This is a genomic window from Streptomyces sp. WMMC500 (assembly GCF_027497195.1).
Classification (GTDB): domain Bacteria; phylum Actinomycetota; class Actinomycetes; order Streptomycetales; family Streptomycetaceae; genus Streptomyces.
Genome location: NZ_CP114905.1, coordinates 2346563 through 2367126, shown reverse-complemented (window position 1 = coordinate 2367126; position 20564 = coordinate 2346563). Strand labels below are relative to the sequence as shown.

Sequence of the window (20564 nt, the reverse complement as noted above, 5' to 3'; positions counted from 1 at the left end):
CTGGCCCGTCCCCGAGGAAGGCCGACCCCCATGGATCCGTTCGCCCAACTCCCCGAACCCGTAGCGAGGGCCTGGGAACGCAGCCTGACCAGCGGCCGGGCCGCGATGTCCCGGCGCCGGCTGCTCGCCGCGGGCGGCGCGCTGGCCGGGGCCGCCGCGCTGCCGGCGCTCGGCGCCTGCGGCATCCCGGCCGCCGACACCGGCGGCGACGACGGCGAAGCCGCCGCGGCCGAGGACCACTCGGCGAAGGAGAAGGAACTCGCCTTCTCCAACTGGCCGCTGTACATCGACGTCGACGACGAGAACGAGAACGTCCGCCCCACCCTGGAGCGCTTCGAGGAGCGCAGCGGCATCCGCGTGACGTACACCGAGGACGTCAACGACAACGTCGAGTTCTTCGGCCGCATCAAGCCGCAGCTTGCCGCCGGCCAGGACACCGGCCGCGACCTCGTCTGTCTCTCGGACTTCATGGCCGGCCGGCTCATCCGGCACGGCTGGGCGCAGCGCCTGGACCCGCGCAACCTGCCGCACGCCAACGTCAACCTCGAACCCCGCTTCCGCAACGCCGCGCACGACCCGGGCCGGCAGTTCACGATGCCCTGGGCGGGTCTGGCGACGGTCGTGGCGTACAACAAGAAGGCCACCGGGGGCCGCGAGGTCGCCTCCGTCGCCCAGTTGCTGGAGGACGAGGCGCTCAAGGGCAAGGTGTCGCTGCTCACCGAGATGCAGGACACCATCGGCATGACGCTCATCGACATGGGCAAGTCGCCGACGAAGTTCACCGACGACGACTTCGACGCCGCCCTCGCCCGCGTCCAGCGGGCCGTGGACGACGGCCAACTGCGCCGCTTCACCGGCAACGACTACACCGAGGAACTCGTCAAGGGCGACATCGCCGCGTGCCTGGCCTGGGCCGGGGACATCGTGCAGCTCCAACTGGACACCGACGACATCGAGTTCGTGATCCCCGCCAAGGGCTATCTCTACGCCACCGACGACCTGCTCGTCCCCGCCAGGGCCCGGCACAAGACCAACGCCGAGAAGCTGATCGACTACTACTACCGGCCCGACGTCGCCGCCGAGCTGGCCGCCTGGGTCAACTACATCTGCCCCGTCGTCGGCGCCCGCGCCGAGATGAAGAAGATCGACGCCTCGCTCGCCGACTACCCGCTGATCTTCCCCGACCGGCAGATGATCGACAAAGGCCAGGTCTTCATGTCGATGAACGACGACAAGGAGACCGCCTACCAGGACAAGTGGACCCAGGTGATCGGGGCGTGAGCGCGGTGGCGGAGGAGGGGGCGGGCGTCACGCTCACCGGGATCAGCAAGAAGTTCGGTGACGTCACCGCCGTCCACCCCCTCGATCTCACCGTCCCCCGGGGCTCGTTCTTCGCCCTCCTCGGCGCGTCGGGCTGCGGCAAGACCACCACGCTGCGGATGATCGCCGGCCTGGAGCAGCCCACCACCGGCACCGTACGCCTCGGCGGCGACGACGTGACCGCCCTGCCGCCGCACCGGCGCAAGGTCAACACCGTCTTCCAGAGCTACGCCCTCTTCCCCCACCTCGACGTCCACGACAACGTCGCCTTCGGGCTGCGCCGCCGCGGCATCCGCTCCGTCGCCAAGGACGTCCGGCAGACCCTGGAGCTGGTCGAGCTCGGCCACCTCGCGCGCCGCAAGCCGCACCAGCTCTCCGGCGGCCAGCAGCAGCGCGTCGCGCTGGCCCGCGCGGTCGTCAACCGGCCCGAGGTGCTGCTCCTCGACGAGCCGCTGGGCGCCCTCGACCTCAAGCTGCGCCGGCAGATGCAGTTGGAGCTCAAGCGCATCCAGACGGAGGTCGGCATCACGTTCGTGCACGTCACGCACGACCAGGAGGAGGCCATGACCATGGCCGACACCATCGCCGTGATGAACGCCGGCCGGGTCGAGCAACGGGGCGCGCCCGTCGAGCTGTACGAGGAGCCCGCCAGCTCCTTCGTCGCCAACTTCCTCGGCCAGTCCAACCTGATCGCCACCGAGATAACCGGCACCGCCGGCGCGGACCTGCTGCTCTCCGCCGCCGGCGACGTCAAGCTGGCGCTGCCCGCGGCCCGCTGCCGCGCCCGCTCCACCGCCGTGGGCACGCGGGTGCTCGCCGGGATGCGGCCGGAGAAGATCTCCCTCACCCACCGCGACGCCGCCGCGGACGGCGCCGTCGCCGACGGCCGCAACCGGATACCCGGCACCGTCGTGGACGCCTCCTTCACGGGCGCCGCCACCCAGTACGTGGTCGACAGCCCCGTCTGCCCCGAGCTGGCGGTGTTCGTGCAGAACGTCGAGCGGGACCCCCGGCTCGTACCGGGCGCGGAGGTCGTCCTGCACTGGAACCCGGCGCACACCTTCGCCCTCGACGGCGACCAGGATATCGACGCGGGTACGGGCGAGGAGGCCCTGTGACCGCGCTCGCCGCGCCGCCGGAGGCGCCCGGCCGGCCGCCGGAGCCACCGCCCCCGCGCCGCGCCCGGCGCCGGCTCACCCCGTACTGGCTGCTGCTGCCCGCCGCGCTGTGGCTCCTCCTCTTCTTCGCCGCGCCGCTGGTCTACCAGGCGTCGACCTCCGTGCAGTCCGGCTCCTTCGAGGAGGGCTTCGAGGTCACCTGGCGGTGGGCCAACTACACCGACGCGCTCGACCGGTACGCCGAGCACTTCGCCCGCTCCTTCGGCTACGCCGCCGCGGCCACCGTCCTCTGCCTCGCCATCGGCTACCCGCTCGCGTACATGATCGCCTTCCGCGCCGGGCGCTGGCGGGGCGTGCTCCTCGTCCTCGTCATCGCCCCGTTCTTCACCAGCTTCCTCATCCGCACGCTGGCGTGGAAGACGATCCTGTCCGACAACGGCCCGCTCGTCGGCGCCCTGGACACCCTGCACGTCCTCGACGTCACCGCGACCCTGGGGCTGACCACGGACGACCGGCTGCTCGCCACCCCGCTGGCGGTCGTGTGCGGACTGACGTACAACTTCCTGCCGTTCATGATCCTGCCGCTGTACACCTCGCTGGAGCGCATCGACCCGGGCCTGCACGAGGCCGCCCGGGACCTCTACGCCGCCCCGGCGACCGTCTTCCGCCGGGTCACCTTCCCGCTGTCGATGCCCGGCGTCGTCGCGGGCACGCTGCTGACGTTCATCCCCGCCTCCGGCGACTACATCAACGCCCAGCTCCTCGGCTCGCCGAAGGAGCAGATGGCCGGCAACGCCATCCAGAAGCAGTTCCTCAACGTGCTCGACTACCCGACCGCCGCGGCGATGTCGTTCCTGCTGATGGCGGCGATCCTGATCATGGTGACGGTGTACATCCGCCGGGCCGGCACCGAGGAGCTGGTGTGATGCGCTGGATCCGCCGCCACCTCGTCGTCATCGCCGGCACGCTCGCGCTGGTCTACCTGCTGCTGCCCAACGTCGTCGTGCTCGTCTTCTCCTTCAACGACCCCGCGGGCCGCTACAACTACACCTGGCAGTCCTTCTCCACGGAGGCCTGGCGGGACCCCTGCGGCGTCGCCGGCATGTGCGACTCCGTCGGCCTCAGCCTGCGGATCGCCCTGGCGGCGACCGCCGCCGCCACCGTCATCGGCACCCTCGCCGCCTTCGCGCTCGCCCGCCACCGCTTCCGCGGCCGGGCCGCGGGCAACTCGCTGATCTTCCTGCCCATGGCGATGCCCGAGGTCGTCATGGCCGCCTCGCTGGGCACCCTGTTCCTCAACATGCGGGTCGAGTTCGGCGTCACCACGATCCTCATCGCGCACATCATGTTCTGCCTCAGCTTCGTCGTCGTCGCCGTCAAGGCGCGGGTGGCGAGCATGGACCCGAAGCTGGAGGAGGCGGCCCGGGACCTGTACGCGGGGCCGCTGCAGACGTTCCTGCGGATCACGCTGCCGCTGGCGGCGCCGGGGATCGCCGCCGGGGCGATGCTCAGCTTCGCGATCTCGCTGGACGACTTCGTCATCACGCAGTTCAACGCCGGGCCCGCCACGGTCACGTTCCCGATGTACGTCTGGGGCGCGTCGCAGCGCGGGATCCCGGTGCAGGTGAACGTCGTCGGCACGGCGATGTTCGTGGCCGCGCTGGCACTGGTGGTCGCCGGGCAGGTCGTCGGCGCGCGGCGGAGGGCACGGGCATGACGGACCCCGCACGCTCCCTGGCGTCGGCCGCCCCGCGGCCGTACTGGCTCGACGACCCCGACCGCCCCGCCGCGCTGCCCGCGCTCACCGGCGCCGAGGAGGCCGACCTGCTCGTCGTCGGCGGCGGCTACAGCGGCCTGTGGACGGCGCTGCGCGCCAAGGAGCGCGGCCCCGGCCGCGACGTCGTCCTCATCGAGGCCGCCGAGTGCGGCTGGGCCGCCTCCGGCCGCAACGGCGGCTTCTGCGCCGCGTCGCTCACCCACGGCCTCGGCAACGGGCTGGAGCGCTGGCCCGAAGAGGTCGGCACCCTGGAGCGGCTGGGCGCCGAGAACCTCGACGCGATCGGCGCCGCCGTCGACCGCTACGGCATCGACTGCGACTTCCGGCGCACCGGCGAGATCACCGTGGCCACCGAGCCGTACCAGCTCGACGAGCTGAGCGAGTTCGCCGAGGAGGCGACGCGCCGCGGGCTCGGCGCGGGGCTGCTGCTGATGGACCGGGACGCGGTACGCGCCGAGGTCGACTCGCCGACCTTCCTCGGGGGGCTGTGGGACCGAGACGGCGTCGCCATGGTCCATCCGGCGCGGCTGGCCTGGGGGCTCAGGCGGGCGTGCCTGGAGGCGGGCGTACGGATCTACGAACACACCCCGGGCCTCTCCCTCGCCCCCGCCGGCCGGGTCGGCGGCGGGCGCGGGGCGTTCCGGTCCGCCGGCGTCCCGGGCGGGCGGGGGCAGGGCGGTGCGATGGAGGTGCGCACCCCGTACGGGCGGGTGCGCGCGCCGCACGTCGCGCTCGGCACCAACGCCTTCCCGAACCTCGTCCGCCGCGTCCGCCCCTACCTCACCCCCGTCTACGACTACGCGCTCATGACCGAGCCGCTGACCGCCGCCCAGCGCGACGCCGTGCGCTGGCAGCACCGCCAGGGGCTCGCCGACAGCGCCAACCGGTTCCACTACTTCCGCATCACCGCCGACCACCGCATCCTGTGGGGCGGCTACGACGCCGTGCACCACTTCGGCGGCAGGGTGCGCGCCGAGTACGACCAGCGCCCCGAGACCCACCTGAAGCTCGCCCGCCACTTCCACCGCTGCTTCCCGCAGCTCGCCGGCGTCCGGTTCACCCATCGCTGGGGCGGCGCCATCGACACCTGCTCCCGCTTCGCCGCCTTCTTCGGCACGGCCCACGCCGGCCGCGTCGCGTACGCCGCCGGCTACACCGGCCTCGGCGTCGGCGCCAGCCGCTTCGGCGCCGACGTGATGCTCGACCTGCTCGCGGGCGAGCGCACGGAGCGCACCGAGCTGCGGATGGTGCGCGGCAAGCCGCTGCCGTTCCCGCCGGAGCCGCTGGCGTGGGCGGGCATCGGACTGACGCGGTGGTCGCTGGCGCGGGCGGACGCGGCGGGCGGGCGGCGCAACCTGTGGCTCAGGGCGCTGGACCGGCTGGGCATGGGCTTCGACAGTTGACGGCGGCGGAGAGGCGGAGAGAGCACATGCGCATCTTGCTGGTGGGCGCGGGCGGCGTCGGCACGGCGGTCACCCGCATCGCGGCGCGTCGCGACTTCTTCGAGTCGATGGTCGTCGCCGACTACGACGTCGCCCGCGCCGAAGCCGCGGTGGCGTGGGTACGGGCCGCCCACCCCGGCCCGTCCGGCGCCCGGTTCACCGCCGCCCGGGTCGACGCCGCGGACCGTACGGCGGTGGCCGCCCTGCTGCGTACCCACCGCTGCGACGTGCTCCTCAACGCCACCGACCCGCGCTTCGTCATGCCCCTCTTCGAGACCGCGTACGAGACCGCCGCCACCTATGTCGACATGGCGATGTCCCTGTCCCGCCCGCACCCCGTCCGCCCGTACGAGGAGTGCGGCGTCAAGCTCGGCGACGAGCAGTTCGCCGCCGCCGACCGCTGGGCCGCCGCCGGCCGCCTGGCCCTGGTCGGCATGGGCGTCGAACCCGGCCTCTCCGACGTCTTCGCCCGCTACGCCGCCGACGAACTCTTCGACGCCGTCGACGAGATCGGCGTGCGCGACGGCGCGAACCTCACCGTGGACGGCTACGGCTTCGCGCCCTCGTTCTCCATCTGGACGACGATCGAGGAGTGCCTCAACCCGCCGGTGGTCTGGGAGGCCGGCCGCGGCTGGCACACCACCGAGCCCTTCAGCGAACCGGAGGTCTTCGACTTCCCGGCCGGCATCGGGCCGGTGGAGTGCGTCAACGTCGAGCACGAGGAGGTGCTTCTCGTGCCGCGCTGGATCGACGCCCGGCGGGTCACCTTCAAGTACGGGCTGGGCGAGGAGTTCATCGACGTCCTGAAGACCCTGCACAAGCTGGGCCTGGACCGCACCGCGCCCGTCGAGGCCGGCGGCGCGCGGGTCTCGCCGCGGGACGTGGTCGCCGCGTGCCTCCCGGACCCGGCGGCCCTCGGCGACCGGATGCACGGCAGGACGTGCGCGGGGACGTGGGTACGGGGGACGAAGGACGGCCTGCCGCGGGAGGTGTACCTGTACCACGTGGCGGACAACGAGGAGACGATGGCGCTCGACGGCGTCCAGGCGGTCGTCTGGCAGACGGGCCTCAACCCGGTGATCGCCCTGGAACTCCTGGCCACCGACCGGTGGAGCGGGGCGGGCGTCCTGGGCCCGGAAGCGCTGCCGCCGCGGCCGTTCCTGGACCTGCTGACGGCCTACGGCTCCCCGTGGGCCGTGCGCGAAGGAGGCTGACCCGGGGACGGCTGCCGATCGCCCGGGCGCCCGGCGCGGACCCGGGCTCCCGGCCGGCGCCGCGCCGCACGGTTACGGCGTACGGCCTCTCAGGCGTCTCCGGTCAGGTCCTGCTCGTCCGCCGCTTCGCCCTTCGCCAGCTCCGCTGCCAGGCCCTCCGGGCCCAACTCCGCGCGCAGGCGGGCCGTGATGCGGTCGGCGTCGGTGCGTTCGGCCTCGGGGAGGGGGGCGCCGGCGGAGGCGCGCAGGGCCGCGGCCCTGCCGAGGAGGCGGGCGGCGCCGGTGGCGTTGCCGGCCAGGGACTCGGCGCCGGCCAGGCCCTCCAGGGCCAGGGCGACGGCCCGGGGGTCGCCGGTGGGGCGGGCGAAGGCCAGGCCCTCGCGGTGGTGGGCGCGGGCCCGCTCCGGGTCGCCGGCCAGCTCCGCGACGAAGCCCAGCTCGGCGAGGATCAGCGCGGTGCCCACGTCCGACTCGATCTTGCGGTCCCACTCCAGCCAGCGGCGCAGATGCGCCTCCGCCTCCGCCAGCCGGCCCTGCCTGCGGGCGCCCATCGCCAGGCCGAGGCCCGCGAACTCCTCGCCCACCACGTAGCCCTGCTCGGCGGCCAGCCGGGCGGCGCGGCCGTGGAGTTCGTCGGCCTGCGCGACCTCGCCCGTGAGCAGCGCGACGCGGCCGAGCATGGACAGCTTGTCCGACACCTCCGACCAGAGCCCCAGGTCCTCGGCCATCCGCAGGCCCTCGCGGTGCAGCCGGGCGGCCTGCGCGTAGTCGCCGGTGATCTCCGCGTGCGTGCCGAGCGCGTACGTCGCGTGCAACTGCCCCCAGCGGTCGCCGAGCCCGGCGAAGAGCGCCATGCTGCGCTCGCCGTACTCCGCGAGGGCGGGCAGGTCGCCGCGGAGCACCGCCTGCCGGGCGAGCGTGCTCGACACCGCGGCGGTGCCCCACTGGTCGCCGAGCGCGCGGAACACCTCCTCGGCGCGGGTCAGCGGGTCGTCGCCGCCGGGCAGCGGGCCGAGGCCGAGGCGGGTGAGGCCGAGGAAGGCGTCCGCGCGGGCGCCGGCGGCCAGTTCGGGGAGGGTGGTGGGCGGCGGCGGGCGGACGGCGGGCAGGGCGTCGGGGGCGAGGGTCTCGCCGAGGCGGAGGGTCATGGCGGCGCGCCAGGTGAGGGCGGCGGTGCGCGCCGCGGTGAGGGCGTCGGCGCTGGTGTCGGGGCGGGCCGCGGCGGGTTCGGCGGGCGCCGCGGCCGGTTCCGGCGCGGGGTCCGTCCCGGGGGTCCGCGGTTCCGGGGGTGCCGGGGGAGTCGCCAGGGCCGTGGTGAGGAAGCGGCGGCCCTCGCCGAGCCGGCCGCGCAGCACCCAGTACCACGCCAGGTCGCCGGCCAGGCCCAGCGCCGTGGCCGCGGCGCCGGTGGCCACCGCGTCCTCCAGCGCCGCGCGCATGTTGGCGGACTCGGCGTCCAGGCGCAGCAGCCACTGGCGCTGGGCCGGGCCGCGCAACTGGGGCTCGGCCTCGGCGGCGAGGGCCGCGTAGTACGCGGTGTGGCGGCGCCGTACGGAGGTGAACTCGCCGGCCTCGCAGAGCCGTTCGTGGCCGTAGGCGGCGACGGACTCCAGCAGGTGGTAGCGCGCGGGGGTCACGCCGTCGCCCGGGGCGGTCATGACCAGGGAGCGGTCGACGAGGCGGGCGAGGAGGTCGAGCACGTCGTCCTCGGCGATGCCGTCGCCCGCGCAGACCGCCTCGGCGGCATGCACCGTGCAGCCGTCCGCGTGCAGGGAGAGACGACGGAGCACGGCCTGCTCGGGGCCGGTCAGCAGCTCCCAGCTCCAGTCGAGCATCGCGCGCAGGGTGCGCTGCCGGGCGGGCGCGTCGCGCGGGCCCGCGGACAGCAGCCGGAAGCGGTCGTCGAGGCGGGCGGCCAGCTCGTGCACCCCGAGGGCCCGTACGCGGGTGGCGGCCAGCTCCAGGGCGAGGGGGATGCCGTCGAGCCGGCGGCAGACGGTCGCGACGGCGGCGGCGTTGGCCGCGTCGACGGCGAAGCCGGGGGCGACGGCCGCCGCCCGCTCGGCGAAGAGGCGTACGGCGCCGGAGGCGCGGAGGGCGGCGAGGCCGGGGTCGGCGGCCGGGTGAGCGGCGCCGTCCGCGCCCGCCGGGGAGGCGGCCCGGTCCGCGGTGCCGTGTGCGGCGGCGGTGGTGGTCGGGTCCGGCGTGGGGGCCGCGGTCCGGGGTGCGGTCGGCGGCGCCGTCGGACGTGTCGCCACCTCCGGCGGCGGGAGGTCCAACGGGGCCACCGGCCACAGGTGTTCGCCGCCGACGCCCAGCGGCTCCTGCCCCGTGGCCAGGACGTGCACGCCGGGCGCCGCGGCCAGGAGCCGGGCGCAGAGCGCCGCGACGGCGTCCACGACGTGCTCGCAGTTGTCGAGCACCAGCAGCGTCCGCTTCGTCCGCAGCGCGTCGGCCAGCCGCTCCGCCGGGGCCGCGCCCCCGGCGCCGGTCAGCACGCCGCCGCCGGCGGTCTCGTCCCGTACGCCCAGCGCCGCGGCCACGACCTCCGCCGCCTCGTCGGCGTCCGGGGCGGCGGCCGTGTCCCCGGGGGGAGCCGCCGCCGTGGGCCGCGGCGGCGCCAGCGCCGACAGCTCCACCAGCCACACCCCGTCCGGGAACGACCCCGGCAGCCCCCGGGCCGTCTCCAGCGCCAGCCGGGTCTTGCCCACCCCGCCCGGGCCGGTCAGCGTCACCAGCCGGGCCGTCGCCAGCAGCGCCCGCACCGCCGTCACCGACTCGTCGCGGCCGATGAGCTCGCCGTGCGGCGCCGGCAGGTTGCCCCGGACCGCCGTCTGCTCCCGCTCCGGCGCGCCGAGCGCCGGGTCCTGCTCCAGGATCGACTGGTGCAGCGCGACCAACTCGGGGCCGGGATCCAGGCCCAGCTCCTCCGCGAGCTGCACGCGCAGCGTGCCGTAGCTCGCCAGCGCCTCGCTCTGCCGCCCCGCGCGGTACAGCGCGCGCAACTGGGCGGCGCGCAGCCGCTCGCGCAGCGGGTGGCGGCCGACGAGGTCACCCAGCTCGTCGGCCAGCAGCGCGTGCTCGCCGAGGTCGAGCCGGGCCTCCGCCTGCTCTTCGAGCGCCGTCAGCCGCAGCTCGTCGAGCCTGGCGATCTCCGCCCGCGCGAACTCCTCGTCCGCGAAGTCCGCCAGCACCTCGCCCCGCCACAGCGCGAGCGCGTCGGCGAGCAGCGCCGCGCGCGCCCGCGGGCCGTCGGCGCGGCGGGCGGCGGCGGTCAGGGCCGTGAACCGGCCGGTGTCGGTGGCCTCGGGGTCGACGTCCAGCAGGTAGCCGGGCGGGCGGGAGACGACGAGCGCGCGGGCGCCGGGCTCGGCGTCCTCCAGCGCGCGGCGCAGTTGGGAGACGCGGGTCTGCAGGGCCCCGGCCGGGTTGGCGGGCGGGGCGTCACCCCACAGGTCGTCCACGAGCCGGTCGGCGGGCACGGCACGGCCGGCGTGGATCAGCAGGTCGGCCAGGAGGCTGCGGACCTTCACCTCCGGCACGCGGACCGCCTGGCCGCCGGCCGTCCACACCGCCAGCGGACCGAGCACCCCGAAGCGCATGCGTTCACGGTAACCCAGCCCGCCGACACCGCCCGGCGGCGCTCGTCCGGCCCGTACCCGCAGCGGACCTGAAGCGGATCCGAAGGAGACCTGGAGAGCTCTGCCGGAGCGTGGTTCCCGTCGTCACCGCGAGCGGGAGGAGGCCCCGGATGAGTACGGACGTCACGCTGCGCCTGACGGTCCTCGGCGGTCTCGTGCCCGGCCGGGCGGCCGGCGCCGAGGCCCGGCGGCTCGCCGGGCTCGCGGGGCGGCGGGCCCGGCTGGAGGTCGACCTCATCGACCTCGCGGCGGCGTGCCTGCCGGAGCCGTGCCCCGGCGTGCTGCCCGGCGAGGCGCCGGAGCCGCCCGCCGTCCGGGAGCTGCGGCCGTGGCTGGACGCCGCCGACGGGTTCGTCGTCGTCGCCCCGGCCGCCGCGCACCTGCACCCCGCCGGACAGCCGCACCCCGCCGGACAGCCGCACCCCGCCGGACAGCCGCACCCCGCCGGACAGCCGCACCCCGCCGGGCCGCTGCAGCGCGCGCTGGTGTGGTGCGCCGAGGCGTTCAAGGCGCGGCCGGTGGCGCTGCACGTACGCGCGGGAGAGCAGAGCGCAGGCGCCCTGCGCACCCTGCGCGCCGACCTCGCCGAGGCGCACGCGCTGACCGTCCACGAGACCGACTGCCCCGACCACGCGCTCGACGAACTCATCTGGTGGGCCCGCGCCCTGCGCACGGTCCGCGCCCACACCCCGTACCCCTTCTGATCCCGACCGTCCCCGAACCCCGAAACGAGAAGAACCATGTCCGCAATCGCCCCGGAGGCCCCCGCGCTGCGCGCCGGCCCCAGGCAGTGGCTCGGCCTCGCGGTGCTGCTCGCGCCGACGATCCTGCTGTTCGTCACGATGACCGTGCTGTTCCTCGCCACCCCCGACATCGCCGCCGACCTCGAACCCAGCAGCGGCCAACTGCTGTGGATCAACGACATCTACGGCTTCATGATGGCCGGCCTGCTCGTCGCCATGGGCACCCTCGGCGACCGCATCGGCCGCCGCCGCATCCTGCTCTTCGGCGCCGTGGCGTTCGGCGCGGCGTCGGCGGCGGCCGCGTTCGCGCCGAACGCGGAGGCGCTGATCGGGGCGCGCGCGGTGATGGGCCTGGGCGCGGCGGCGGTGATGCCGTCGACGCTGTCGCTCATCAGCAACATGTTCCAGGACGCCAAGCAGCGCGCCACCGCCATCGGCCTGTGGGCGGCGTCCGTGTCCGTCGGCGTGGCCGTCGGCCCACTCGTCGGCGGGCTGCTGCTGGAGAACTTCTGGTGGGGCGCCGCCCTGCTCGCGGGCGCGCCGGTGATGGCGCTGGTGCTGCTCGCGGCGCCGTTCCTGGTGCCCGAGTACCGGGCGCCGCAGCCGGGGCGGCTCGACCTGCCGAGCGTGGCGCTGTCGATGGTCACGGTCCTGCCCGTCGTGTACGGGGTGAAGGAGATGGCCGCGCACGGCGTGAACGCCGAGGCGATCGTCGCCCTCGTGCTCGGCGTCCTGCTCTCGACCGTCTTCGTACGGCGGCAACTGCGGCTGGACAACCCCCTGCTCGACATGCGGCTCTTCGGCGACCGCACCTTCAGCGGCGCGCTGGCCGTCTTCCTCCTCAGCGCGGTCGCCCTCGGCGGCGTGTACCTGCTCTTCACGCAGTACCTGCAGCTCGTCGAGGGGCTGACACCGCTGGAGGCGGGGCTGTGGATCCTGCCGGCGGCGGTGATGCTGGTGATCGTCTCGATGCTGTCGCCGGTGATCGCCCGCCGGGTCCGCCCGGGGTACGTCGTGGCGGCGGGCAGCGTGCTGTCGGCGGCGGGCTACGTGGTCCTCACCCAGGTCGACAGCGTGGGCGGCCTGCCGATGCTGATCACCGGGTTCTACCTGCTCTACCCGGGCATCGCGCCGGTGATGGCCCTGGCCACCAACCTCGTCATCGGCTCCGCCCCGCCGGAGAAGGCGGGCGCCGCGTCCGCGGTCAACAGCACGGCGAGCGACCTCGGCGTGGCCCTCGGCATCGCCCTGCTGGGCAGCGTCGGCACCGCCGTCTACCGCGGCGAGATGGCGGACGCGGTTCCCGCCGGGGTACCGGACGGCGCGGACGCCGCCGCCCGCGAGACCCTGCCGGGCGCGCTGAGCGCGGCCGAGAACCTGCCGGCGGCGCTGGGCGAGGCGGTGCTGGCGCCGGCGAAGGCGGCGTTCGCGAGCGGCCTCAACGTGGCGGCGGCGCTGGCGGCGGGCCTGGCGCTCGCGGCGGCGGTCCTGTCGGTGACCCTGCTGCGCCGCGTCCCGGCGGCGGGCGCGGCGGAGCCGGAGCCGGAGACCGGGCCCGGGGCCGAGTCCGGGACCGAGCCGCAGCCCGCGGCCGACCCGGCGCCCGCCGGGCGCGACGAGACCCCGGTGCCGGCGGACGCCGGTCGCTGAGGCCCGTACGCCGTCCCGGACAGCCGGCGTACGGAGCGGGAGAGAAAGCCGCGTGGCGGGGGAGTCGAGCCCCCGCCACGCGGCACCCGCCGTTGCGGTGGCCCCCTCAGGAGTCCAGGTGGCGGCGCAGGCCCCGGATGCGGTTGCTGGTGATGGCGTCCACGCCCAGCGCCGTCAGGCGGCGCCAGTTGCGGGGCCAGTCGACCGTCCAGCACGACACCCGGTAGCCCGCCTCGTGGTCCTCGCGGACCGTGGCCTCGTCGAGGAGGCCGAAGCGGTAGTTGAGCCACTGCGGGCGCAGCCGCCGCAGCAGGCCCGCGCGGAACGGCACGGGGGAGGAGCAGGTGAGGGCTATCTCGGCGGGGGGGTGCGCGGCGCGGATGGTGAGCAGGGCGGCGGTGCCGCCGCAGTAGTACGTGCGATCCGCCGCGTCGCTGTCCAGCACCTCCGCGATGGTGGGCTCGGCGGCGGCCGGGTCCGGAAGGTCGATGAACGAGCGCACGCCCGGGCTCTCCGCCATGACCTTCAGCGCCTCGCGGAGCGTCGGGATGCCGCCCTCGGAGCGCTCCTGGACCTCGGCGTACGTCAGCGACGACAGAACCGCTTCCTGTCCCCACAGCCGCTGCAGCGTGCGGTCGTGCAGCAGCACCGGCATGCGGTCCCTCGTTAGCCGGACGTCGAACTCGACCGCGTCGGCGCCCGCCGCCACCGCCGAGCGCAGCGAGCCGAGGGTGTTCTCGCGTACGACGTACGGATCGCCGCGGTGGGCGACGGCGAGAACGGCGGCGGTGCGCGTCACGAGGCGGGGGGCGGGGTCGCGGCCCTGGGGGCGCCGCCCGCGGGCCAGGCGGCGAGGTACGCGTCGATCTCCGCCGTCAGCGCCGACTTCGCGGCCGGCTCCATGAACGAGGCCGTCACCGAGTTCTTCGCCAGCGCCGCGACCCCGGCCTCGTCGAGGTCGAGAAGGCGGGCGGCGACCCCGTACTCCGTGTTGAGGTCCGTACCGAACATCGGCGGGTCGTCGCTGCCCAGCGCGACCAGCACGCCCGCTTCCGTGATCTGCCGCAGCGGGTGCTCGTCGAGCGAACGGACCGCCTTCGTGGCGACGTTGGAGGTCGGGCAGACCTCCAGCGGGATCCCCGCCTCCGCGAGGTGCGCCAGCAGCCGCGGGTCCTGGGCCGCGCTCGTGCCGTGCCCGATGCGCTCGGCGCGCAGGTCCGTGACCGCGTCCCAGACCGTCTGCGGCCCGGTCGTCTCGCCGGCGTGCGGCACGCTGCGCAGCCCGGCCGCGATGGCCCGGTCGAAGTACGGCTTGAACTGCCCGCGCGCCACCCCTATCTCGGGGCCGCCGAGGCCGAACGCCACCAGGCCCTCACAGCCGACGTCGACGGCGATCCGCGCGGTCTCCTCGGCCGCCGCGAGACCCGCCTCGCCGGGGATGTCGAAGCACCAGCGCAGCATGACGCCGAGTTCGGCCTCGGCGCTGCGGCGGGCGTCTTCGAGGGCGTCGAGGAAGGGGCCGTCGGGGATGCCGCGGCTCGTGGAGCTGTACGGCGTGACGGTCAGCTCCGCGTAGCGGATCTGCTGCCGGGCCATGTCGCGGGCGATCTCGTACGTGAGCAGGCGGACGTCTTCGGGGTCGCGGACGAGGTCGACGACGGAGAGGTAGATCTCGATGAAGTGGGCGAAGTCGCGGAAGGTGAAGAAGTCGGCGAGCGCGTCCGGGTCGGCGGGCACCGCGGAGTCCGGGTGCCGCGCTGCCAGTTCGGCGACGATGCGGGGGGAAGCGGAGCCGACATGGTGGACGTGGAGCTCTGCCTTCGGCAGACCGGCGATGAAGGAGTCGAGATCGGCCATCGCAATATCGTAGGCCAACGGACTGACGGCACTGCCCCGGCTCCGTAGCATGTGCGCACGCACGGGCAGCGGAGGGAGCGGACATGGCGGCGAGCAGTCCGGCGGCGCCGGCCGCCGCCGGGGCGCGGCGGGGACCGGCCGGTGTGGGCACGAAGGCGATGGTGTGCGGCATCGTCGGCGTCACCCTGCTGCCCACGGTCTACGGCATGATCCTCTCGGTGCTGCTCGGCCCGGCGGCGGTGGCGCTCGGCCTGGTCGCGCGCGGCCGCGCGCGGCGCGAGGGGGTGAGCGCGGGCCGCAACGCGGTCATCGGCATCGCGACGGGCGCGGTGGCGTTCGCGGTCGCGGCGGCGGTCATCGTGCTGGCGCTGACGGGTGTGGTCTTCTCCGGGGACGAGGAGGACGAGAAGCCCGCGGACCGGCGGCAGGGGCCGAGCGTGCAGGTCATGGAGGACCGTTCGGGGACGCTGCCGTGGGCGGGTGACACCGCCGGGTGAGCAGGTCCGACGGCGTACGGGCGGCTCGTACAGTTGAGCCCATGGACAGGGACCGGCGGGACGACGCGGCGGGGCGGGGCGCGCTCCGCGTGGAGGAGGGCCGGGAGCCGGAGCACCCCGCCGAGGGACCCGCCGGGTCACGGTCCACCGCGGAGGCGGACGGAGACGCGCCCGCCGGTGACGGCGCGGCCGCGGCCGGGGACGCTGAGGCGGCTGGCAGCCGGGTCTCCGGCACCGCGGACCCCGCGGCGGGCGGGCAGGCCGGCCCCGCGGCGGCCCCCGGCGTCGCACGGGTGCCCGCGCCCGACGGCGGTCCGCCCGTGCCCCTCGCGCCCGGCTGGCAGCGGCCGGTGCCCGGGCCCGACCCCGGCCCGTACGGCCCGAAGCCCTACCTCCCCGGCCCCTACGTCTGGGTGCCGCCCGCGGGGCCGCGCAACGGCTCCGGGATCGCGGCGGTGATCCTCGGCGTCATCGGCGCCGTGCTCGCGTTCACGCTCCTGCTCAGCCCTCTCGCCGTCATCCTCGGCGGCCTCGCCCTCGGCTTCGGCATCGTGACCCTCCGCCGCGTGCGGCGCGGCGAGGCGCGCAACAGGGGCTCCGGCCTGGCGGGGATCTGGCTCGGCGGCGTCGCGGCCGTCGTCGGCATCGGCATGAGCATCCTGCTCGTCGTCCTCGCGATCGACTTCTTCGCCCCCGTCCCGCCCGAGACGGACAGCGCCGTCGAGGCGGGCAGGACCATCGCGTACGAGGACGGCCTCGAGGTGACCCTCGACGCGGCGCGCGTCCGGGGCGACTTCCTGGAGGTACGGGTCCGGGTCGAGAACGGCACCGGCGGCATGGCGACCCTGGCGAACAGCGAGGTCAGCGCGTACCCCATTGGCTCCGACGACGGGGACCTGGAACAGGAGAGCGGTCACGGGCTGCCCCTGACCCTCGCCGAGGACCACGTCGCGGTGGCCGTGTACCGCTTCGTGCTGGACGGCGGGCCGGGGGACGTCGAGTTCGAGGTCTCGCCGGGCGGCCCGTACGAGTACGCGTACTGGTGGACGGACCTCGGCGGTCCCGCCGACGAGCGCCCCGCCTGACGCGCTCCCGCGCCCTCCGGCGTACGCCCCCGCCGCCCGTTTGTGACCCGCACCACCCCGGCGAATTCCCCGAAGCCGCATAAGAGCCGGGGCCCTGCCTTGTCCCCAAGCTGACAGCCGGTCTAGCAGGGGCCGGTGCGAGGGGAGAACGAGGGAATGAGCGTGATGACTGGAGCGGGGGCGAAATCCGCGGTGGAGTGGCTGGTGGCGGCGGCGCCCGACCCCGAGGCCTGCCGCTGGGAGTGGGAGCGCAATCCGCTGGGGGTGGCCCTGCTGCCGGCCGGCCGCCTGTGGGACGTGCTCATCCTGCCGGGGGAGCTGGGGCGGCCGACGCTCGACGTGGTCGCCGGGATCACCGACCGTCCCGGCCCGGTGCTCGCGGACCTGACGGACGCGCGGCTGGGGTTCTTCGTGCCGCCGGGGACGTCCGCGCGGTGGGTCGGCACGGGGGTGCGGAGCGCGGGGCACGGAACGTGGGTCGTGGTGCCCTACCCGGGCCGGTCGACCGGCGGGGTGCGGTGGCTCGTACCGCCGGACGGCAGCGGGCGGCTGACCGATCCGGTGGTGCTCGAACTGGCGATGCACGAGGCGGCGGCGCTGCTCGCGGACGGCCCGGGTGCCGCCGGGGGCCCGGACGCTAGGGGCGGTCCGCCGGGGGGAGGCGGTCCGGCCGGTGCGGAATGACGCGGGCCGCGGCGTACGCCGTGAGCCGGGCGGCCCCGTACCGGCAGCCGGCGAGCAGCGCCCCCGCCACACACCACCCGGCCAGCACGTCCAGCGGCCAGTGGTACTCCCGCCACACCAGACCCGCACCCGCTCCCGCTACCACCGCTCCCGCCGCGGCGGCCAGCAGCCGCCGGGCGGCGCGGGAGCGGAGCAGCGGGAGCAGGAGCAGCACGACGGCGCCGTAGGCGACGGCGGCGGTGGTGGCGTGGCCGGAGGGGAAGAAACCGGCGTAGTCGTCGGCGAGTGGCCCTCGGGGACCGGGCCGGGCCTGCGCGGACTTCAGCGGCAGGACGACGGCGGGCAGCACGGCGAACGCGGCGGCGCCGGCGACCAGCGGGACCCGGACGGCGGCGGGGACGCGGCGCACGAGGGGGTCCAGCAGGCGGTACGGGAGGCGGTGCGGGGTGCGGGGGGTGTGACGGCGCGCGGGGGCGGACGCGGTACGTGCCGCGCTGCCGGGCGCCGCCCCGGCGCGTACCGGCGTACGCCACACCGCGTACAGCATCGCCGCCGCCAGCACCGGCAGCGTCACCCACACCCCGCCCAGGTCGGCCAGCAGCTCCGCGCCGGGCGGGGCGTGCCGCGCCAGCGCGGGGCCGGCGCGCTCGTCCAGGTCGCGCACCGGCCCGGCCACCGCGACCTGCCAGGCGAGCAGCCCGTACAGCACGGCGCAGCCGAGGACGGCCCACGCCGCGACGGCCCACCGCCGCGGCGCATGCCCCCGCGCCGGCTCCCGTCCCGGCGCCGGTCCCTGTTCCGGCGCCGGCTTCCGTCCCCGCGCCGGCTCCGCGGCCTGCGCCGCCGGCCGGCGCGCGGTACGCCGTGCCCGTACCGCCTGCCTCACACGGTCCGCGAGAGCGCCCCTTCCAGAATGTCCAGCCCCTCCGCCAGCAGATCCTCGCCGATCACCAGCGGCGGCAGGAAGCGCATCACGTTCCCGTACGTCCCGGTGGTCAGCACCAGCAGCCCCTCCGCGTGGCAGGCCTTGGCCAGCGCCGCCGTGGCCTGCGGGTCCGGGTCCTTCGTCCCCGGCTTCACCAGCTCGATGGCCAGCATCGCACCGCGCCCGCGCACGTCGCCGATGGCGTCGTGCTTCTCCTTGAGCGCCGTCAGCCGGGTCTTCATGATCTCCTCGATGCGCCGGGCCTTCGCGTTCAGGTCCAGCTCGCGCATCGTCTCGATGGCGCCGAGCGCGGCGGCGCACGCCACCGGGTTGCCGCCGTACGTGCCGCCGAGGCCGCCGACGTGCGGGGCGTCCATGATCTCCGCCCGGCCGGTGACCGCCGCCAGCGGCAGTCCGCCGGCGATGCCCTTGGCGGTGGTGACGAGGTCGGGGACGACGCCCTCCTCCTCGCACGCGAACCAGCGGCCCGTACGGCAGAAGCCGGACTGGATCTCGTCCGCGACGAAGACGATGCCGTTGTCCTTCGCGAACTGGGCGATCCGCGGCAGGAAGCCGGCCGCCGGCACGATGAAGCCGCCCTCGCCGAGGATCGGCTCGATGACGATCGCCGCCACGTTCGAGGCCCCGACCTGCTTGCCGATCAGGTCGATGGCCTGGGCCGCGGCCTCCTCGGCGCAGTTCTCGGGGCCGGTCAGCCAGCGGTAGGGGTACGCGACGGGCACGCGGTAGATCTCCGGCGCGAAGGGGCCGAAGCCGTGCTTGTACGGCATGTCCTTGGCGGTGAGCGCCATCGTGAGGTTCGTCCGCCCGTGGTAGCCGTGGTCGAAGACGACGACGGCCTGGCGGCCGGTGTACGAACGGGCGACCTTGACCGCGTTCTCCACCGCCTCGGCCCCGGAGTTGAAGAGCGCGGACTTCTTGGCGTGGTCGCCGGGGGTCAGCTCGGCGAGCTGCTCGCAGACCTCCACGTAGCCCTCGTACGGGGTGACCATCATGCACGTGTGCGTGAAGTCGGCGAGCTGGGCGGACGCCCGGCGGACGACGGCCTCGGCGCTGTTGCCGACGGACGTGACGGCGATACCGGCGCCGAAGTCGATGAGCCGGTTGCCGTCGACGTCCTCGACGACGCCGCCGGCGGCGCGGGCGGCGAAGACGGGCATCACCGTGCCCACGCCCTGCGCCACGGCGCCGTGCTTGCGCGCCATCAGCTCCTGGGACTTCGGCCCCGGAATCGGGGTGACAAGCCGCCGCTCCTGGGGGAGCGCGGCGCCTGCGGTGGCGGAAGCGCTGGTCATGGGGGATCTCCTCCGGGTCCGGACGACGATGCTCTCCCTCGCAGGCTAGGGCCGGGCACAGGGTGGGGGCATGCTACGCGGGGGAGCGGTGTGCCGTGTCGCTTTGTCCAGGTTGGACAGAGGGCCGGTGAGCTGGGGAAACGCGGGGGCGTACGGCGGCGCGGGGCGGCGTACGTAGCACGGACCGGGCGCCTCATGCGGCTGACGCCGCGTGCGGCTCACGCCTCCTGCGGCGTCCGCTACGGCGTCTGCCGGAAGCGGACCGACGTCAGCTTCTCCGGGTTGCGCTGCACGTCGATGGCCGTGATCCGCCCGCCGTCCACGGTGAACGACGCCACCGACACCATCCCCTCCGGCTCGTAGAACACCAGCCCGGCGGCGCCGTTGACGGTGACCACGTGCGAGGTGCCGGCGGGCAGCGGCCCCAGCGCGATCAGCCCGCGCGCCACGTCCCGCGCACCCCGCACCACTCCCGGCAGCGACGCGACCAGCCCGCCGCCGTCGCCGCGCCACGTCACCTCAGGATCGAGCAGCCGCACCAGCGCTTCCAGGTCCCCCTCCCGGCAGGCGGCGGCGAACGCGTGCACCAGCCGCCACTGCTCCGCCCGCGGGGCGGGCGTGTGCGGGCGGCTCTGCTCGATGTGCCGCCGCGCCCGGGAGGCCAGTTGGCGCACGGCGGCCGGGGTGCGGCCGACGACCTCGGCGACCTGGTCGAAGGGCAGGCCGAAGACGTCGTGGAGGAGGAAGGCGGTGCGCTGCGCGGGGGACAGCTCGTCGAGCATGACGAGCAGGGCCATGCTCACCGACTCGTCGAGCGTCACCCGCTCGGCCGGATCGGACGCCTCGGCCCCGGCCGGCTCCACCAGCGGCTCGGGCAGCCAGGTGCCCACGTACCGCTCCCGCCGGGAGCGGGCGCTGCCGAGCGCGTCGAGCGCCTGCCGGCCGACGACGGTGGTGAGCCAGCCGCGCAGGTCGCGTATCGCCCCGGGATCGGGCAGGCGGCGCAGCCGCAGCCAGGACTCCTGCACGCAGTCCTCGGCCTCGGCGAGGGAGCCGGTGGTGGAGTACGCGACCCGCAGGAGGCGGGGGCGCTCGTCCTCGAAGGCGCGGGCGAGCTCGTCCTCGTGCGGCACGCTCATCGTCTCCCTCGGGAAGTGGCCTGGGCGGTCGACGGGCGGGATGCCCGGCGGGCGGTGTCTCTCATGCCCTCAGGACGACGCGGGGCATGGATGTGTGACTCCGGGGTGCACGGTGAGGGTACGGGAGCGGTTGACGCCTGCCCAGGACGGGCACCG

General features: G+C 75.4%; 17 protein-coding genes. 11 read left to right on the top strand and 6 right to left on the bottom strand.

The genetic code is table 11. The features are described from left to right. The first annotated feature begins 30 nt into the window (after positions 1 to 30). The 6 genes from O7599_RS09565 to O7599_RS09540 are packed head-to-tail and all read left to right on the top strand — an operon-like array spanning position 31 to position 6871. Positions 31 to 1281: a spermidine/putrescine ABC transporter substrate-binding protein gene (locus O7599_RS09565; RefSeq protein WP_281621707.1), complete on the top strand. Its 1251-nt coding sequence runs from the start codon at positions 31 to 33 to the stop codon at positions 1279 to 1281. Beyond that, positions 1278 to 2438, top strand: a complete 1161-nt coding sequence (locus O7599_RS09560) for an ABC transporter ATP-binding protein (protein ID WP_281621706.1) — start codon at positions 1278 to 1280, stop codon at positions 2436 to 2438. Before O7599_RS09565 ends, O7599_RS09560 begins: the two co-directional genes overlap by 4 nt. Beyond that, the gene (locus O7599_RS09555; RefSeq protein ID WP_281621705.1) at positions 2435 to 3364 is read left to right on the top strand and encodes an ABC transporter permease; all 930 of its coding nucleotides are present in this window, start codon (positions 2435 to 2437) and stop codon (positions 3362 to 3364) included. The genes O7599_RS09560 and O7599_RS09555 overlap by 4 nt, the downstream gene beginning before the upstream one ends. Further along, the gene (locus O7599_RS09550) at positions 3364 to 4155 is read left to right on the top strand and encodes an ABC transporter permease (RefSeq protein WP_281621704.1); all 792 of its coding nucleotides are present in this window, start codon (positions 3364 to 3366) and stop codon (positions 4153 to 4155) included. The genes O7599_RS09555 and O7599_RS09550 overlap by 1 nt, the downstream gene beginning before the upstream one ends. Continuing rightward, complete coding sequence (locus O7599_RS09545; protein WP_281621703.1) at positions 4152 to 5618, top strand: FAD-dependent oxidoreductase; 1467 nt, start codon at positions 4152 to 4154, stop codon at positions 5616 to 5618. Before O7599_RS09550 ends, O7599_RS09545 begins: the two co-directional genes overlap by 4 nt. Positions 5619 to 5644: 26 nt before the next feature. Further along, a complete protein-coding gene (locus tag O7599_RS09540) occupies positions 5645 to 6871 on the top strand; it encodes a saccharopine dehydrogenase C-terminal domain-containing protein (RefSeq protein ID WP_281621702.1) in 1227 nt (408 codons plus the stop codon). 89 nt (positions 6872 to 6960) lie between these two features. On the opposite strand, the gene O7599_RS09535 is transcribed toward O7599_RS09540, so the two are convergent. Further along, the gene (locus O7599_RS09535) at positions 6961 to 10473 is read right to left on the bottom strand and encodes a BTAD domain-containing putative transcriptional regulator (RefSeq protein WP_281621701.1); all 3513 of its coding nucleotides are present in this window, start codon (positions 10471 to 10473) and stop codon (positions 6961 to 6963) included. Positions 10474 to 10622: 149 nt separating this feature from the next. Here O7599_RS09535 and O7599_RS09530 point away from each other — a divergent pair, with 149 nt between their 5' ends. Together O7599_RS09530 and O7599_RS09525 are read left to right on the top strand one after the other, a co-directional pair. Further along, positions 10623 to 11216, top strand: a complete 594-nt coding sequence (locus O7599_RS09530) for an NAD(P)H-dependent oxidoreductase (protein ID WP_281621700.1) — start codon at positions 10623 to 10625, stop codon at positions 11214 to 11216. A gap of 36 nt (positions 11217 to 11252) precedes the next feature. Further along, complete coding sequence (locus tag O7599_RS09525; RefSeq protein WP_281621699.1) at positions 11253 to 12905, top strand: MFS transporter; 1653 nt, start codon at positions 11253 to 11255, stop codon at positions 12903 to 12905. 106 nt (positions 12906 to 13011) lie between these two features. On the opposite strand, the gene O7599_RS09520 is transcribed toward O7599_RS09525, so the two are convergent. Continuing rightward, the gene (locus O7599_RS09520; protein WP_281621698.1) at positions 13012 to 13704 is read right to left on the bottom strand and encodes a glycerophosphodiester phosphodiesterase; all 693 of its coding nucleotides are present in this window, start codon (positions 13702 to 13704) and stop codon (positions 13012 to 13014) included. Beyond that, the gene (locus tag O7599_RS09515; RefSeq protein ID WP_281621697.1) at positions 13701 to 14762 is read right to left on the bottom strand and encodes an adenosine deaminase; all 1062 of its coding nucleotides are present in this window, start codon (positions 14760 to 14762) and stop codon (positions 13701 to 13703) included. Before O7599_RS09515 ends, O7599_RS09520 begins: the two co-directional genes overlap by 4 nt. A gap of 83 nt (positions 14763 to 14845) precedes the next feature. On the opposite strand from O7599_RS09515, the gene O7599_RS09510 reads away from it, so the two are divergent. The 3 genes from O7599_RS09510 (at position 14846) to O7599_RS09500 (ending at position 17028) form a co-directional block, all read left to right on the top strand. Next, on the top strand, positions 14846 to 15259 hold the full coding sequence (locus O7599_RS09510; RefSeq protein ID WP_281621696.1) for a hypothetical protein: 414 nt from the start codon (positions 14846 to 14848) through the stop codon (positions 15257 to 15259). A 41-nt stretch (positions 15260 to 15300) separates the two neighbouring features. After that, positions 15301 to 16344, top strand: coding sequence for a DUF4190 domain-containing protein (locus tag O7599_RS09505; RefSeq protein ID WP_281621695.1), 1044 nt, complete (start codon positions 15301 to 15303; stop codon positions 16342 to 16344). A gap of 165 nt (positions 16345 to 16509) precedes the next feature. Then, entirely contained in the window at positions 16510 to 17028 is a 519-nt protein-coding gene (locus tag O7599_RS09500) for a hypothetical protein (RefSeq protein ID WP_281623323.1), read from the top strand. Here the strand turns inward: O7599_RS09500 and O7599_RS09495 are convergent. The 3 genes from O7599_RS09495 to sigJ form a co-directional block, all read right to left on the bottom strand. Then, positions 16982 to 17914 carry a phosphatase PAP2 family protein gene (locus O7599_RS09495; protein WP_281621694.1) on the bottom strand — a complete coding sequence of 311 codons (933 nt, stop codon included), beginning with the start codon at positions 17912 to 17914 and terminating at the stop codon, positions 16982 to 16984. The genes O7599_RS09500 and O7599_RS09495 overlap by 47 nt on opposite strands. Continuing rightward, a complete protein-coding gene (gene gabT / locus O7599_RS09490; protein ID WP_281621693.1) occupies positions 17911 to 19269 on the bottom strand; it encodes a 4-aminobutyrate--2-oxoglutarate transaminase in 1359 nt (452 codons plus the stop codon). Before gabT ends, O7599_RS09495 begins: the two co-directional genes overlap by 4 nt. A gap of 239 nt (positions 19270 to 19508) precedes the next feature. Continuing rightward, the gene (gene sigJ / locus O7599_RS09485) at positions 19509 to 20408 is read right to left on the bottom strand and encodes an RNA polymerase sigma factor SigJ (RefSeq protein ID WP_281621692.1); all 900 of its coding nucleotides are present in this window, start codon (positions 20406 to 20408) and stop codon (positions 19509 to 19511) included. Positions 20409 to 20564: the final 156 nt, after the last annotated feature.

Excerpts from the sequence above, each read along its gene's own strand:
- sigJ (WP_281621692.1), bottom strand. The coding sequence starts at position 20,408 with ATGAGCGTGCCGCACGAGGACGAGCTCGCCCGCGCCTTCGAGGACGAG.
- O7599_RS09500 (WP_281623323.1), top strand. The coding sequence starts at position 16,510 with ATGACTGGAGCGGGGGCGAAATCCGCGGTGGAGTGGCTGGTGGCGGCG.
- gabT (WP_281621693.1), bottom strand. The coding sequence starts at position 19,269 with ATGACCAGCGCTTCCGCCACCGCAGGCGCCGCGCTCCCCCAGGAGCGG.
- O7599_RS09550 (WP_281621704.1), top strand. The coding sequence starts at position 3,364 with ATGCGCTGGATCCGCCGCCACCTCGTCGTCATCGCCGGCACGCTCGCG.
- O7599_RS09545 (WP_281621703.1), top strand. The coding sequence starts at position 4,152 with ATGACGGACCCCGCACGCTCCCTGGCGTCGGCCGCCCCGCGGCCGTAC.
- O7599_RS09530 (WP_281621700.1), top strand. The coding sequence starts at position 10,623 with ATGAGTACGGACGTCACGCTGCGCCTGACGGTCCTCGGCGGTCTCGTG.
- O7599_RS09510 (WP_281621696.1), top strand. The coding sequence starts at position 14,846 with ATGGCGGCGAGCAGTCCGGCGGCGCCGGCCGCCGCCGGGGCGCGGCGG.
- O7599_RS09515 (WP_281621697.1), bottom strand. The coding sequence starts at position 14,762 with ATGGCCGATCTCGACTCCTTCATCGCCGGTCTGCCGAAGGCAGAGCTC.
- O7599_RS09505 (WP_281621695.1), top strand. The coding sequence starts at position 15,301 with ATGGACAGGGACCGGCGGGACGACGCGGCGGGGCGGGGCGCGCTCCGC.
- O7599_RS09565 (WP_281621707.1), top strand. The coding sequence starts at position 31 with ATGGATCCGTTCGCCCAACTCCCCGAACCCGTAGCGAGGGCCTGGGAA.
- O7599_RS09525 (WP_281621699.1), top strand. The coding sequence starts at position 11,253 with ATGTCCGCAATCGCCCCGGAGGCCCCCGCGCTGCGCGCCGGCCCCAGG.
- O7599_RS09540 (WP_281621702.1), top strand. The coding sequence starts at position 5,645 with ATGCGCATCTTGCTGGTGGGCGCGGGCGGCGTCGGCACGGCGGTCACC.
- O7599_RS09535 (WP_281621701.1), bottom strand. The coding sequence starts at position 10,473 with ATGCGCTTCGGGGTGCTCGGTCCGCTGGCGGTGTGGACGGCCGGCGGC.